Genomic DNA, 13,052 nt, shown 5'->3' on the forward strand with positions numbered 1-13,052 from the left:
AACCTGAAGCGGATGCTCACGTTCTCGTGAACATCCGCTTTTTGCTGCTCTGCGTCACGGAACCTCACGCACAGTTGCCGTATGAATTTCCACGGCACAGCAGTGCGACAGAAGGCCCTCACGCTCCTCCGCGGCGGCGCACGGAACGCGGACGTGGCGCGAAAGCTTGATGTGCCGCTTGGCACGGTCTCGTACTGGCTCCACATGGACCGGGCCAAGCGCGGTGAGTGCCCGGGCAAGCACAATCCGGGGTGTCCGCGGTGCGACGGCCGTGACCTGGACGGTGCCGCCTACGCCTACCTCCTGGGGCTGTACCTCGGCGACGGTCACATCAGCCACTATTCAACTCACCGGGTCCCCAACCTCATGATCACCTGCACGGAAACGTGGCCGGGCCTCATGGACGACTGCGAGCGTGCGATGCGAACCGTCTTCCCCGGCAACTCAGTGTGCCGGGTGCGTCGCACCGGATGCCGCAACGTAAAGGTGTACTCGAAGCATCTGGAGTGCCTCTTTCCTCAGCACGGCCCCGGCAAGAAGCACGAGCGCCCCATCGTCCTCGAGAACTGGCAACAGCACATCGTCGACGCCCACCCCTGGGAGTTCATCCGGGGGCTCATCCATTCCGACGGATGCCGGATCACCAACTGGACGACCCGCGTCGTCGGCGGCGAGCGGAAGCGCTACGAATACCCGCGGTACTTCTTCACCAACGTCTCCGACGACATCCGACGGCTCTTCACGGACACCCTGGACACGCTCGGTATCGAGTGGACGCACTGCACCCGCGGTGGCAACCCCTACAACATCTCCGTCGCCCGACGGGCGTCCGTCGCGCTCATGGACGCCCACGTCGGGCCGAAGTACTGAGCCTCACAACCGGGGCTACGCCACCCGGTCGCCGATGCGGTGGACGCGGACCAGGTTCGTGGAGCCCGGGACGCCCGGCGGGGAGCCGGCGGTGATCACGACCAGGTCGCCCTTGCGGCAGCGCCCGATCTTGGTCAGCTGCTCGTCGACCTGGGCGACCATCGCGTCCGTGGACTCCACGTGCGGGCCGAGGAAGGTCTCGACGCCCCAGGTGAGGTTCAGCTGGGAGCGGGTGGCCGGCTCCGGGGTGAAGGCGAGGAGCGGGATCGGGGAGCGGTAGCGGGAGAGGCGCTTGACCGTGTCGCCGGACTGGGTGAAGGCGACGAGGTACTTGGCGTCGAGGAAGTCGCCGATCTCGGCGGCCGCGCGGGCGACGGCGCCGCCCTGGGTGCGGGGCTTGTTGCGGTCGGTGAGGGGGGCCAGGCCCTTGGCGAGGATGTCCTCCTCGGCCGCTTCGACGATGCGGCTCATCGTGCGGACGGTCTCGATGGGGTACCGGCCGACGCTGGTCTCGCCGGAGAGCATGACGGCGTCGGTGCCGTCGATGACGGCGTTGGCGACGTCGCTGGCCTCGGCGCGCGTGGGGCGGGAGTTCTCGATCATCGAGTCGAGCATCTGGGTGGCGACGATGACCGGCTTGGCGTTGCGCTTGGCGAGCTTGATGGCGCGCTTCTGGACGATGGGCACCTGCTCCAGCGGCATTTCGACGCCGAGGTCGCCGCGGGCGACCATGATGCCGTCGAAGGCGGCGACGATGTCGTCGATGTTCTCGACGGCCTGCGGCTTCTCGATCTTCGCGATGACGGGGACGCGGCGGCCTTCCTCGTCCATGACGCGGTGGACGTCCTCGATGTCGCGTCCGCTGCGTACGAAGGAGAGGGCGATGACGTCGGCTCCGGTGCGCAGGGCCCAGCGGAGGTCTTCGACGTCCTTGGTGGAGAGGGCGGGGACGGAGACGGCGACGCCGGGGAGGTTGAGGCCCTTGTTGTCGGAGACCATGCCGCCTTCGGTGACGGTGGTGTGGACGCGGGGGCCGTCGACGGAGGTGACTTCGAGGGTGACGCGGCCGTCGTCGACGAGGATGCGTTCGCCGGGGGTGACGTCGTCGGCGAGGCCTGCGTAGGTGGTGCCGCAGAGGTGGCGGTCGCCTTCGACGGGTTCGACGGTGATGGTGAAGGTGTCACCGCGTTCAAGGAGTACGGGGCCTTCGCGGAAGCGTCCGAGCCGGATCTTCGGGCCTTGAAGGTCGGCCAGGACGCCGACGCTGCGGCCGGTTTCGTCGGAGGCTTTGCGTACGCGCTCGTAACGCTCCTCGTGTTCGGCGTACGAGCCGTGGCTGAGGTTGAGGCGGGCGACGTCCATTCCGGCCTCGACCAGTGTCTTGATCTGGTCGTATGTGTCGGTGGCGGGCCCCAGGGTACAGACGATTTTTGCTCGGCGCATGGTCCGACCCTAGGGCCTACCGGCGGGTAGAGAATTGGTCCCGCATGACGACTCAACAACCTTTGCGTGAAGGGCTATTGACAAGTGTTGAATTGTGCGGGGGGATGCTCTGATGAGCATTTATGAGGGTGGGCCGTCCGGGCGGCGGGCGGCGTTCTCCCGCTCGTGGAGCGTCGAGACCAGTTCGTCGACGATCTCTTTCGGTGAGTACCGGTAGATGCCCCGGTACTGCGTGCTTTCCAGGAAGTCGGGCATGCGCGCCCCGTCGAGACGTACGGGTACGAGGCTGGCGCGGCCTTCCACGGAGGCGCGGTAGAGCTCGCGTGCTTCCAGGAGGCAGTAGGTGCTCGACAGGTACGCCTCCGAGATGAGCAGCACTCCGACCGCGGAGCGGGCGAGGCCGGTGAGCAGGGTGTCCATCCAGGGTTCGCCGACGGGGATGGCGCGGGACGCGCGGTAGTCGAATACGTGCTGGAATCTGTCGCCGAGGAGGCGGGAGAATTCCGCGGCCCGCTCGCCGTCTTCCGCGGCGTAGCTGAGGAAGACGCGTTCGCTGCGTTTCGCGGCCGTGCGGAAGTAGTCGACGGCTTGGTCGGCTCCGCCGATGTAGCGTGCGGGCTCGTCGGTCACCTTGAGGTGAATGTCGAACGCGCGTTCCAGGTCCGCGGGGTCGGACCATCGGATGATGGCGCGCCTGTGTCCGGTTTCGACGTCGCCGTACAGGGTGTCTTCGCCGGGTACGTCGGTGGTCGAGGTGATCGGCAGGGTGGGGATGAACTGGCCGTGGGCGTAGGCGGCCGCCATGCGGGAGGCGGGGTCGTCGAGGTCGATGACGAGCCAGTCGCACTGGCGCAGGCGGGTGATGAGGTCGAGGTTCATCCGGGGAGGCCAGGGCAGGGCCATCGGTTCCCAGGCGTGCTCGTGGAGCAGTTCGGTCAGTGCCGGGACCACGGTCTGTTGGTGCGGTGGTGACACGATGAGTCCCACGTGGCGTTTCTGGTAGGCCCGGCCGGTTCCCGTGGTGGTGGTGGCGGCGTCGTGGAGGTCGGCCATGAAGGCGCGGTATGCCGTGGTGACCTTGGCGGGGACGGACGAGGGGGCGGAGGAGCCGATCTCCTGGGCGTCGTACTCGATGAGGCGGACGTCGGAGGGGGCTTTGAGGGCGGGGACGAGGCGGTGGTCGTGGAAGACGATCGCGGGCTTGCGCGCGCGGACGGCCATGCTCAGTTCGAGCCGGAAGTAGCGGGCCTCGTGGCGGAGCAGTGTCCGGGTGTAGGTCTCCCTCGGTCCGCCGGGCAGGGGGTAGATGCCGACGAATCCGTCGGCGTCCCTGATCATGCGTTCGAGTCTGACGGTGCTGGTGAAGGAGATGCCTTCGTCGACGCGGAAGGAGACGTCCTCGACGGAGCTCAGCAGGCGCCAGAAGTACTGGTTCTCCGCCGGGGAGTGGTAGCGGTGGCTGAGGAAGACGCCGAGGCGGCCGGCTCCGGTGTCGGATGCGTCGGTGGTCATCCTCCGCTCCCGGTGTCGGGGGGTGCCGTGGGTGTGGCGGGTGCGGCGGGTACGGCCGGCGTCTGCGGCTGGCCTGTCGCCGGCGCTTCGGTCTGCTTGAGGCGGCCGTAGACGGCGTCGAAGGTGAAGCCGGATACGAAGCCGACCGTGAGGACGAAGAACAGCAGGCGCCGTGCGCCGTCTCCGGTGAGTATCTCCGGGGAGGCCGCCAGTTGCGCGGAGACGAAGAGGAGGAAGGAGATGGCGCCGGCGGACATGCCGAGTGCGGCCGTCCTGGCCCAGTGGACGCCGTGGTCGAAGGCGTTGCGGGTGATGGCTCCGGATGTTCCGGTGGCCAGGGCTCCGGCCACGAGCGCCGTGACGTTGACGAAGGCGTTCGAGCTGACGGCGTAGGTGAGCGGGATCATCGCCAGTCCGAGGCAGAGCAGCAGGAGGCCGATGGTGATGCCGAGGGCGCTGCGCCAGGCCTCCCCGAGCCGTAGGCGGTTCTGTTGGTTGCGCTGGGCGTCCCGGCGCTGGTGTTGGGCGAGGAGCAGCCGTATGAGGGTGGGCGCCGAGGTGTCGCTCCATTCGGCGCCCATGGCGGACACTTCCTCCGGGGTGGCGTGGTGTCCGACGCGGTTCATGGTGTCCCAGACCTTGCGGGCGGCTCCGCCGAAGCAGGCCACCGCCGCTACGGGGACGTCGAAGGCGAGGCACACCATGCCGGTGACGAGTGTGGATCGTCCTCCGCCGACGAGGATGACACCGTCCACTTCTCTCAGGGAGCGGTAGAAGCTGGTTTCCCAGTTCTCGCCGGATTCGTAGCGGATGTCGAACATCTCGGGGCGTTCGGTGAGGAGGGGGAAGTCCTTCTCGCCATCCCCGTACGGCGGGCGGACGTGGATGGCTCCGGCCGGGCTGTCGGCCACGGACAGGTAGCCCGTGACGACCTGGTCCTCCACGAACTGGGCTTCGCTGGAGTACACGATGAGGTCGCAGTCGGCCTCGGCGAGCGCCCTGCCGATCTGCTCGCACGCCGGTGAGGCGGTCTCGGCGTGGGCCAGTGGCGGGTCGTAGGCGCGGGCGGGGTCCGCGCTTCCCACTACAGCGATCAGCCGTCTCATCGCGTTCCCCCAAGCGCCTCGTGGTCTGCCGAGCGGATGAGTGAGCCTTCCTTGCCGGTGCGCGGGCCAAACGGGGCGCGGCTACAACTCCGGGGGGTGCATGGTGAATCGGGCGTTCACCTGGGCGGTGACGGTCTGGCGCTGGGGTTCGAGGTCGAGGGCGGGGGCCATCTCCGTGGCTTCGGCCGCGAAGGCCATGCGGGGTGCGCCGCCGGGGGCGTTGGGCCGCAGGGGGTAGGAGGGGGCGTTCTCGGCGCCGAGGTCGGCGAGTTCGACGAGTGCGGCGAGGCGGGTGCCGAGGGCGTCGGCGTATTCGCGGGCGCGCTGGACGGCTTCCTTGACGGCTTGGCGGCGGGCGGCGCCGTGGGCCGGGGAGTCGGGGCGCAGGGCCCACCAGGGGCCGTCGACGCGGGTGAGTTCGAGGTCGGCGAGGCGGGTGGTGAGTTCGCCGAGGGCGGTGAAGTCGGAGAGTTCGGCGGTGAGGTGGACGCGGCCGTGGTAGGCGCGAACGCGTTCGCCTTTGCCGCGTTTGGTGAGCTCGGGGCTGATGGAGAAGGCTCCGGTCTCCAGTTTCTCGACGGCGTCGCCGTACGACTTGACGAGTTCGAGGACGGTGGTGTTGCGGCGGGTGAGGTCTTCGAGGGCGCTGCGCCGGTCGGTGCCGCGGGCGCCGACGGAAATGCCGATGCGGGCGATTTCGGGGTCGACTACCAGGCGGGCTTCGCCGCGCACGGCGACGCGGGGGGCTTGGGCGGTTCCGTACGGCAGGTCGCTGGTCATGGCCCGTCACTTCCTCGTGGTCATCGGATCGAAACCTTGCGGGGCCTGTTTCCGGGGGCCGCCGTACGACAGAATCTACGCGCGTTGTGCACGGAGAATCGAAGGAGATCACATGCCGCTGAACCGTAGGACCTTCCTGGAGCGGTCGGCCGCCGCCGGTGCCGGTGTGGCCTTGGCGGGGTCCGTCGCGGGCCCGGCCGTGGCGCAGGGTGGGGGGAAGGACGGGAAGGGCAAGCGGTACTCCTTCACCGTCATGGGCACCACCGACCTGCACGGGAACGTCTTCAACTGGGACTACTTCACCGACAGGGAGTTCGACGACAAGGCGCGCAACGACGTCGGTCTCGCGAAGATCTCCACGCTCGTCGAGCAGGTCCGCGCGGCGAAGGGGCGGCGCAACACGCTGCTCATCGACGCGGGCGACACGATCCAGGGCACGCAGCTGGCGTACTACTACGCCAAGGTGGACCCGATCACGGCCGAGCGCGGCCCGGTGCACCCCATGGCGCAGGCCATGAACGCCATCGGGTACGACGCGGCGGCGCTGGGCAACCACGAGTTCAACTACGGCATACCGGTGCTGCGGAAGTTCCAGGACCAGTGCGACTTCCCGCTGCTGGGCGCGAACGCGCTGGACGCGAAGACGCTGCGGCCGGCGTTCCCGCCGTACAGCCTGCACCGGCTGCGTACGCCGTGCGGGCGGGATGTGCGGGTGGCGGTGCTGGGGTTGACGAACCCGGGGATCGCGATCTGGGACAAGGCGAACGTCGGCGGCAAGATGGTCTTCCCGGGGCTGGAGGAGCAGGCCGCGAAGTGGGTGCCGAAGCTGCGGGCGATGGGTGCGGACGTGGTGATCGTGTCCGCGCACTCGGGGTCCAGCGGCACGTCGTCGTACGGTGACCAGCTGCCGTACATCGAGAACGCCGCGGCGCTCGTGGCCGAGCAGGTGCCGGGCATCGACGCGATCCTGGTCGGGCACGCGCACACCGAGATCCCGGAGTACCGGGTGAGGAACAAGGAGACGGGCAAGGACGTCGTGCTGTCCGAGCCGCTGAAGTGGGGGCAGCGGCTGACGCTGTTCGACTTCGAGGTGGTGTGGCGCGGGGGCCGCTGGGTCGTGGAGAAGGTCGGCGCCTCGGTGCTGAACTCGAACACGGTCGAGGAGGACCCGGGGATCGTGAAGCTGCTCGGTGACGAGCACGCGAAGGTCGTGGCGTACGTCAACCAGGTGATCGGTACGTCGCCGGTCGCGATGTCCACGGCCGATGCGCCGTGGAAGGACGAGCCGATCATCGATCTGATCAACCATGTGCAGGCGGAGACGGTGAGGGCGGCGCTGGCGGGCGGCGAGTACGCGGCGCTGCCGGTGCTGTCGCAGGCGTCGTGCTTCTCGCGGACGGCGCGGATTCCGGCGGGCCAGGTGACGATCCGGGACGCGGCGGGTCTGTACCCGTTCGAGAACACGCTGGAGGCGCGGCTGCTGACGGGTGCGCAGCTGAAGGAGTACCTGGAGTACTCGGCGAAGTACTACGTCCGGACCGCGGCGGGTGCGCCGGTGGAGACGGCGAAGCTGACGAACGCGGACGGTACGCCGGACTACAACTACGACGCGGTGTACGGGCTGACGTACGAGATCGACATCGCGCAGCCGGTCGGTTCGCGGATCGTGAACCTGTCCTTCGAGGGCAAGCCGCTGGACCCGGAGGCGCGGTTCGTGCTGGCGGTGAACAACTACCGGGCGAGTGGCGGTGGGGCGTTCCCGCACGTCGCTTCGGCGAAGCAGGTGTGGTCGAACTCGGAGGAGATCCGTAACACGATCATCCAGTGGGTGCAGGCGAAGGGGACGATCGACCCGGCCGCGTTCGCCGCGGTGGGGTGGAGGCTGACGCGGGACGGTGTCCCCGTCTTCTAGCCGGGGGCTTCTAGCGGGTCCTCTGGTGGGGGAGGCCGAAGGTGGTGAACGCGGTCCGTCCGGGCAGCGGGTAGGGCTCCTTGCCGGTGAGTGAGTTGAGGATGGTGGCGGCGCGCCAGGCTGCGAGGCCGAGGTCGGGCGCGCCGACGCCGTGGGTGTGGGTTTCGGCGTTCTGTACGTAGACGGCGCCGGTGACGGAGGGGTCGAGGACGAGGCGGTACTGGTCGTCGACGCGGGGGCGTTCGGTGGAGTCGCGGCGCATGTAGGGGTCGAGGCCGGCGAGGACGCGTTCGAGGGGGCGTTGGCGGTAGCCGGTGGCGAGGACGACGGCGTCGGTGACGATGCGGTCGCGGGTGCCTTGCTGGATGTGTTCGACGTGCAGTTCGACCTTGGTGGTGGCGAGGCGTCCGGCGGTGCGGACGCGGACGCCGGGGGTGAGGACGGCGTCGGGCCAGCCGCCGTGGAGGGTGCGGCGGTAGAGCTCGTCGTGGATGGCGGCGATGGTGTCGGTGTCGATGCCTTTGTGGAGCTGCCACTGGCGGGGGACGAGGTCGTTGCGGACGTGCTCGGGCAGGGCGTGGAAGTAGCGGGTGTAGTCGGGGGTGAAGTGCTCCAGGCCGAGTTTGGAGTACTCCATGGGGGCGAAGGCCTCGGTGCGGGCGAGCCAGTGGATCTTCTCGGCGCCGGCGGGGCGGGCGCGCAGGAGGTCGAGGAAGATCTCGGCGCCGGACTGGCCGGAGCCGATGACGGTGACGTGGTCGGCGGCGATGAGGCGGTCGCGGTGGTGGAGGTAGTCGGCGGAGTGGAGGACGGGGACGGCGGGTGCGGCGGCGAGGGGCCTGAGCGGTTCGGGGATGTAGGGCTCGGTGCCGATGCCGAGGGCGAGGTGGCGGGCGTGGGTGCGGCCGGGGGCTTCGGCGTGGCCGTCGGCGTCGAGCCGGGTGTAGTCGACTTCGAAGACGTCGCGTTCGGGGTTCCAGCGGACGGCGTCGACCTGGTGGCCGAAGTGGAGTCCGGGCAGGTGGTCGCTGACCCAGCGGCAGTAGGCGTCGTATTCGGCGCGGTGGATGTGGAACCGCTCGGAGAAGTAGAAGGGGTAGAGGCGCTCGCGGCCGCGGAGGTAGTTGAGGAATGTCCAGGGGCTGGTGGGGTCGGCGAGGGTGACGAGGTCGGCGAGGAAGGGAACCTGGAGGGTGGCGCCCTCGATGAGGAGGCCGGGGTGCCAGTGGAAGGCGGGGCGCTGTTCGTAGAAGGCGGTGGCGAGGCCGCCGGGGACGCCGTGGGCGAGGGCGGCGAGGGAGAGGTTGAAGGGGCCGATGCCGACGCCCACGAGGTCGTGGGGGTGTTCGGTGGTGTGGGGGTGTTCGGTCATCGGGTGGTGCTGCCTTCCACGAGGTCGAGGAGTTGTGCGAGGTCGTCGGGGGTGGTGTGGGGGTTGAGGAGGGTGGCCTTGAGCCAGAGGCGTCCGTCGGCGGTGCGGGCGCGGCCGAGGACGGCGCGGCCTTCGGTGAGGAGGGTGCGGCGGATGGCGGCGACGGTGGTGTCGGGGGCGCCGGTGGGGCGGAAGAGGACGGTGGAGAGGGTGGGGCGTTCGTAGAGCTCCAGGGCGGGGCTCTTCTCGACGAGGTCGGCGAGGTGCTGGGCGATGGTGCAGACCTGGTCGACGAGGGCGCCGAGTCCGGAGCGGCCGAGGGCGCGGAGGGTGACGGCGATCTTGAGGATGTCGGGGCGGCGGCTGGTGCGCGGGGAGCGGCCGAGGAGGTCGGGCAGGCCGGCTTCGGTGTCGTCGTCGGCGTTGAGGTACTCGGCGGTGTGGGCGAGGGGCCGCAGGAGGGCGCGATCGGGTACGGCGAGGAGGCCGGCGGCGAGTGGTTGCCAGCCGAGTTTGTGCAGGTCGAGGGTGACGGTGGTGGCGCGGTCGAGGCCACTCAGGAGGGGGCGGCGGGTTGCGCTGAAGAGCAGCGGGCCGCCGTAGGCGGCGTCGATGTGGAGGTCGGCGCCGTGGGCGTCGCACAGGTCGGCGATCTCGGGGAGCGGGTCGATGCGGCCGGTGTCGGTGGTGCCGGCGGTGGCGGCGACGAGGACGGGGCCGCGCAGTCCGGTGAGGACGGCTTCGAGGGCGGTGAGGTCGAGGGTGCCGCCGGGTGCGGGCACGGTGACGGGCTCGGGCAGGCCGAGGAGCCAGGTGGCGCGGTGGAGGGAGTGGTGAGCGTTCGCGGCGCAGACGGTCTGCACGGTGGCGCCGAACGCGCCGTGGCGCTCGCGGGCGAGGAGCAGGGCGAGCTGGTTGGCCTCGGTGCCGCCGGTGGTGACGAGCGCGTCGGGGTCGGGTCCGGTGGGGTGGACCTCGGTGGCGAGGGCGCGGGTGACGAGCTCTTCGAGGGCGGAGGCCGCGGGGGCCTGGTCCCAGGAGTCGAGGGACGGGTTGAGCGCGGCGGCCGCGAGGTCGGCGGCGACGGCGAGGGCGAGCGGCGGTGTGTGGAGGTGGGCGGCGCAGTGGGGGTGCGCGGGGTCGGCGGCGCCGTAGGCGAGGGCGTGGGTGAGGGTGCGGAGGGCTTCGTGGGGGCCGGTGCCGGTGGGGGGGATGAGGGGTTGCGCCCCGAGGCCCTCCGAGGTCGCCGGCTCATGCCCTCTCAGGGTCTGGTGGAGGTAGGCCGTCACGGCGGCGGGGCCGCCCGGGGGCAGGGGGCCGCCGCGGGCGGTGGTGCCGGTGTGGAGGGCGTCGAGCACGGTGTCGACGTGGGGGCGCAGTGCGTCGGGGCCTGCGGGACCTCCGGCGAGGGACGGGGTGCTCATGGGGCCAGCGTGGACCGCCGCCGCACCGGGTGGGTCCGGTGCGGCGCGATCACAACCCGAAAGTGGGACGCCCGCGGCGAGACGTACGCCCCGGGGTCCCGCTGCTGCTATGCCTCCCGGACGCGCAGGGCGCGGCGCAGGTCGTCGAGCTGGTCGACGAGCTTGCGGCGCAGCGCCGGGATCATGGTGCCGGCCGCCAGGTGCTCCTCGCCGAGGCGCAGGTTGTCGGCGTCGACCGCGTGGGCGGGGAAGGCGTAGCGGCCGGCGGCCTCGGCGATGGCGGGGCCGCGGCGGTCGGCGAGGGCGATGGCGTCGGGGTAGAAGCGGGGCACGTACTCCCGTACGAGCTCGGCCTGTTCGGGCTGCCAGAAGCCTTGTGCGGTGGCGGTGAACAGGTAGTTGGAGAGCGCGTCGGAGGCGAACATCCGCTCCCAGGCGGCCGCTTTGGCTTCGGGGGTGGGGAGTGCGGCGCGGCAGCGGGCGGCGCCTTCCTGGCCGGTGGCGCTGGGGTCGCGGTCCAGTTCGGCGGCGATGGCGTCCTCGTCCGTGGCCCCGAGGGCGGCGAGGCGGGCCAGGATGCGCCAGCGGAGTTCGGGGTCGAGGTCGGGGCCGCCGGGGACGGCGCCTTCGGCGAGCCAGCCCTGGAGGGTGCCGGGCTGCTGGGCGGCGTCGATGCGGTGGCGTACGGCGGTGAGGCGGAGGCCCGGGTCGGTGCCGTCCTCGGTGCGGCGGATGAGGTCGCGGGTGAGGTCGGTGAGGAGGGCGAGGGCGTCGGGCCGGGTCTCGGGGGTGAGGTAGCGGTCGGCGATCTGGGTGGAGGCGAAGCCGAGGACGCCCTGGACGATGGCGAGGTCCTTCTCCTCGGGGAGGTGGGCGCGGGCGGTCTGCAGGTACTCGGTGGGCGGGAGTTCGCCGTCGCGGACCATGTCGCGCAGGCAGTTCCACACGACGGCGCGGGTGAGGGCGTCGGGGATGCCGGAGAGGTTGCGGAAGGCGGGTTCCTCGGAGTGTTGGCCGAGGCGGATCTTGGCGTAGGTGTGGTCGCCGTCGTTGAGGACGATGAGGGCCGGGCGGGGGCCGGGGATGGTCGCCGGGGCTTCCTGCGGGACGTCGATCTCGACGCGCTCGCGCAGCACCAACTGGGACCCGTCGGCGAGTTCGCGGTCGTACAGGCCGACGGTGACGCGGTGCGGGCGGCTGCCGGTGCGCTGGACGGCGAGGGTGCCGTCGGCCGGGTCGTACGCGGGTGTGAGGGTGTCGACGCCGGTGGTGCGCAGCCATGCCTCGGCCCAGCCGTGGATGTCGCGGTCGGTCGCGGAGGCGAGGTTGTCGATGAAGTCGGCGAGGGTGGCGTTGCCGAACTTGTGGCGGGCGAAGTGGACGTTGATGCCGGCGAGGAAGTCCTTCTCGCCCATCCAGGCGACGAGCTGCCGCAGCGCGGAGGCGCCCTTGGCGTAGGAGATGCCGTCGAAGTTGAGCATCGCGGAGGCCGTGTCGGGGACGGCGTCGGGGTCGGGGGCGACGGGGTGGGTGGAGGGCCGCTGGTCGGCGTCGTACCCCCAGGCCTTGCGTACGACGCCGAAGTCGACCCAGGTGTCGGGGTAGCGGGTGGTGGCCTCGTTGAGGGTCTGGTAGCCCATGTACTCGGCGAAGGACTCGTTCAGCCAGATGTCGTCCCACCACTTGAGGGTGACGAGGTCGCCGAACCACATGTGGGCCATCTCGTGGGCGATGACCATGGCGCGGGTCTGGCGCTCGGTGACGGTGACGGCGGAGCGGTAGACGAACTCGTCGCGGAAGGTGACCAGGCCGGGGTTCTCCATGGCGCCGGCGTTGAACTCGGGCACGAAGGCCTGGTCGTAGGAGTCGAAGGGGTACGGCTCCTCGAACTTCTCGTGGTACCGGTCGAAGCACTGCCGGGTGACGTCGAGGATCTCGTCGGCGTCGGCGTCGAGGTAGGGGGCGAGGGAGCGGCGGCAGTGGATGCCGAAGGGCAGTCCGGCGTGTTCGGTGCGGATGGAGTGCCAGGGGCCGGCGGCGACGGCGACGAGGTAGGTGGAGATGAGGGGGGTGGGGGCGGCCTGCCAGCGGCCGTCGCCCTGGGGGGTGGTGATGCCGTTGGCGAGGACGGTCCAGCCGTCGGGCGCGGTGACGGTCAGCTCGAAGACGGCCTTGAGGTCGGGCTGGTCGAAGGCGGCGAAGACGCGCTGGACGTCCTCCATGAACAGCTGGGTGTAGGCGTAGGTCTCGCCGTCGCTGGGGTCGGTGAAGCGGTGCATGCCCTCGCCGGTGCGCGAGTAGCGCATGGCGGCGTCGACGCGCAGCTCGTGCGGGCCCTCGGTGAGGGTGAGGGGGTAGCGGTTGTCGACGAGCGCCTCGGGGTCGAGGGGCTGCCCGTCGAGGGAGAGCGCCCGGAGGGTGGCGGGCTTGAGCTCGACGAAGGTGTCGCCGTGGGTGCGGGCGGTGAACCGGATGACGGTGGTCGAGTCGAAGGTGTCGTCGCCGGTGGTGAGGTCCAGGTCGATCGTGTACCGCTGGACGTCGAGGAACCGGGCTCGGGTCTGCGCTTCGTCGCGCGTCAGTACGGGCATGGGCCCATGCTGCCCGATGGTTGAACGCCGGACACGCGAGTT

The 13,052-nt window shown here is 70.4% G+C and carries 9 protein-coding genes; 2 read left to right on the forward strand and 7 right to left on the reverse strand.

Features of this window, described 5'->3' with window-relative positions:
* Positions 1 to 81: 81 nt before the first annotated feature.
* Entirely contained in the window at positions 82 to 870 is a 789-nt protein-coding gene (locus tag ABZX67_RS12885; protein WP_355358232.1) for a helix-turn-helix domain-containing protein, read from the forward strand.
* A gap of 15 nt (positions 871 to 885) precedes the next feature.
* Here the strand turns inward: ABZX67_RS12885 and pyk are convergent, their stop codons facing one another.
* From pyk to ABZX67_RS12905, 4 genes are all read right to left on the reverse strand, one after another.
* A complete protein-coding gene (gene pyk, locus ABZX67_RS12890) occupies positions 886 to 2,313 on the reverse strand; it encodes a pyruvate kinase (RefSeq protein ID WP_355358235.1) in 1,428 nt (475 codons plus the stop codon).
* Between the two features lie 120 nt (positions 2,314 to 2,433).
* The gene (locus ABZX67_RS12895; protein ID WP_355358238.1) at positions 2,434 to 3,825 is read right to left on the reverse strand and encodes a toll/interleukin-1 receptor domain-containing protein; all 1,392 of its coding nucleotides are present in this window, start codon (positions 3,823 to 3,825) and stop codon (positions 2,434 to 2,436) included.
* Positions 3,822 to 4,931 carry a hypothetical protein gene (locus tag ABZX67_RS12900; RefSeq protein ID WP_355358241.1) on the reverse strand — a complete coding sequence of 370 codons (1,110 nt, stop codon included), beginning with the start codon at positions 4,929 to 4,931 and terminating at the stop codon, positions 3,822 to 3,824. Before ABZX67_RS12900 ends, ABZX67_RS12895 begins: the two co-directional genes overlap by 4 nt.
* An 81-nt stretch (positions 4,932 to 5,012) precedes the next feature.
* The gene (locus ABZX67_RS12905) at positions 5,013 to 5,711 is read right to left on the reverse strand and encodes an SIMPL domain-containing protein (RefSeq protein WP_355358244.1); all 699 of its coding nucleotides are present in this window, start codon (positions 5,709 to 5,711) and stop codon (positions 5,013 to 5,015) included.
* 112 nt (positions 5,712 to 5,823) lie between these two features.
* On the opposite strand from ABZX67_RS12905, the gene ABZX67_RS12910 reads away from it, so the two are divergent.
* Complete coding sequence (locus ABZX67_RS12910; RefSeq protein ID WP_355358247.1) at positions 5,824 to 7,623, forward strand: 5'-nucleotidase C-terminal domain-containing protein; 1,800 nt, start codon at positions 5,824 to 5,826, stop codon at positions 7,621 to 7,623.
* A 10-nt stretch (positions 7,624 to 7,633) separates the two neighbouring features.
* Here the strand turns inward: ABZX67_RS12910 and ABZX67_RS12915 are convergent, their stop codons facing one another.
* From ABZX67_RS12915 to pepN, 3 genes are all read right to left on the reverse strand, one after another.
* Positions 7,634 to 8,995 (reverse strand): SidA/IucD/PvdA family monooxygenase, encoded by a 1,362-nt coding sequence (locus ABZX67_RS12915; protein ID WP_355358250.1) that lies wholly within the window; start codon positions 8,993 to 8,995, stop codon positions 7,634 to 7,636.
* Complete coding sequence (locus ABZX67_RS12920; protein ID WP_355358253.1) at positions 8,992 to 10,419, reverse strand: aminotransferase class V-fold PLP-dependent enzyme; 1,428 nt, start codon at positions 10,417 to 10,419, stop codon at positions 8,992 to 8,994. The genes ABZX67_RS12915 and ABZX67_RS12920 overlap by 4 nt, the downstream gene beginning before the upstream one ends.
* 107 nt (positions 10,420 to 10,526) lie before the next feature.
* The gene (gene pepN, locus ABZX67_RS12925; RefSeq protein ID WP_355358256.1) at positions 10,527 to 13,010 is read right to left on the reverse strand and encodes an aminopeptidase N; all 2,484 of its coding nucleotides are present in this window, start codon (positions 13,008 to 13,010) and stop codon (positions 10,527 to 10,529) included.
* Positions 13,011 to 13,052: the final 42 nt, after the last annotated feature.

It is taken from the genome of Streptomyces sp. NPDC003036, from assembly GCF_040611175.1.
In the GTDB taxonomy this organism is placed as follows: domain Bacteria; phylum Actinomycetota; class Actinomycetes; order Streptomycetales; family Streptomycetaceae; genus Streptomyces.

What these genes read in the sequence shown, in the direction of transcription:
- pyk (WP_355358235.1), bottom strand. Translation starts at nt 2,313, where the DNA reads ATGCGCCGAGCAAAAATCGTCTGTACCCTGGGGCCCGCCACCGACACA.
- ABZX67_RS12905 (WP_355358244.1), bottom strand. Translation starts at nt 5,711, where the DNA reads ATGACCAGCGACCTGCCGTACGGAACCGCCCAAGCCCCCCGCGTCGCC.
- ABZX67_RS12915 (WP_355358250.1), bottom strand. Translation starts at nt 8,995, where the DNA reads ATGACCGAACACCCCCACACCACCGAACACCCCCACGACCTCGTGGGC.
- ABZX67_RS12900 (WP_355358241.1), bottom strand. Translation starts at nt 4,931, where the DNA reads ATGAGACGGCTGATCGCTGTAGTGGGAAGCGCGGACCCCGCCCGCGCC.
- ABZX67_RS12895 (WP_355358238.1), bottom strand. Translation starts at nt 3,825, where the DNA reads ATGACCACCGACGCATCCGACACCGGAGCCGGCCGCCTCGGCGTCTTC.
- pepN (WP_355358256.1), bottom strand. Translation starts at nt 13,010, where the DNA reads ATGCCCGTACTGACGCGCGACGAAGCGCAGACCCGAGCCCGGTTCCTC.
- ABZX67_RS12885 (WP_355358232.1), top strand. Translation starts at nt 82, where the DNA reads ATGAATTTCCACGGCACAGCAGTGCGACAGAAGGCCCTCACGCTCCTC.
- ABZX67_RS12910 (WP_355358247.1), top strand. Translation starts at nt 5,824, where the DNA reads ATGCCGCTGAACCGTAGGACCTTCCTGGAGCGGTCGGCCGCCGCCGGT.
- ABZX67_RS12920 (WP_355358253.1), bottom strand. Translation starts at nt 10,419, where the DNA reads ATGAGCACCCCGTCCCTCGCCGGAGGTCCCGCAGGCCCCGACGCACTG.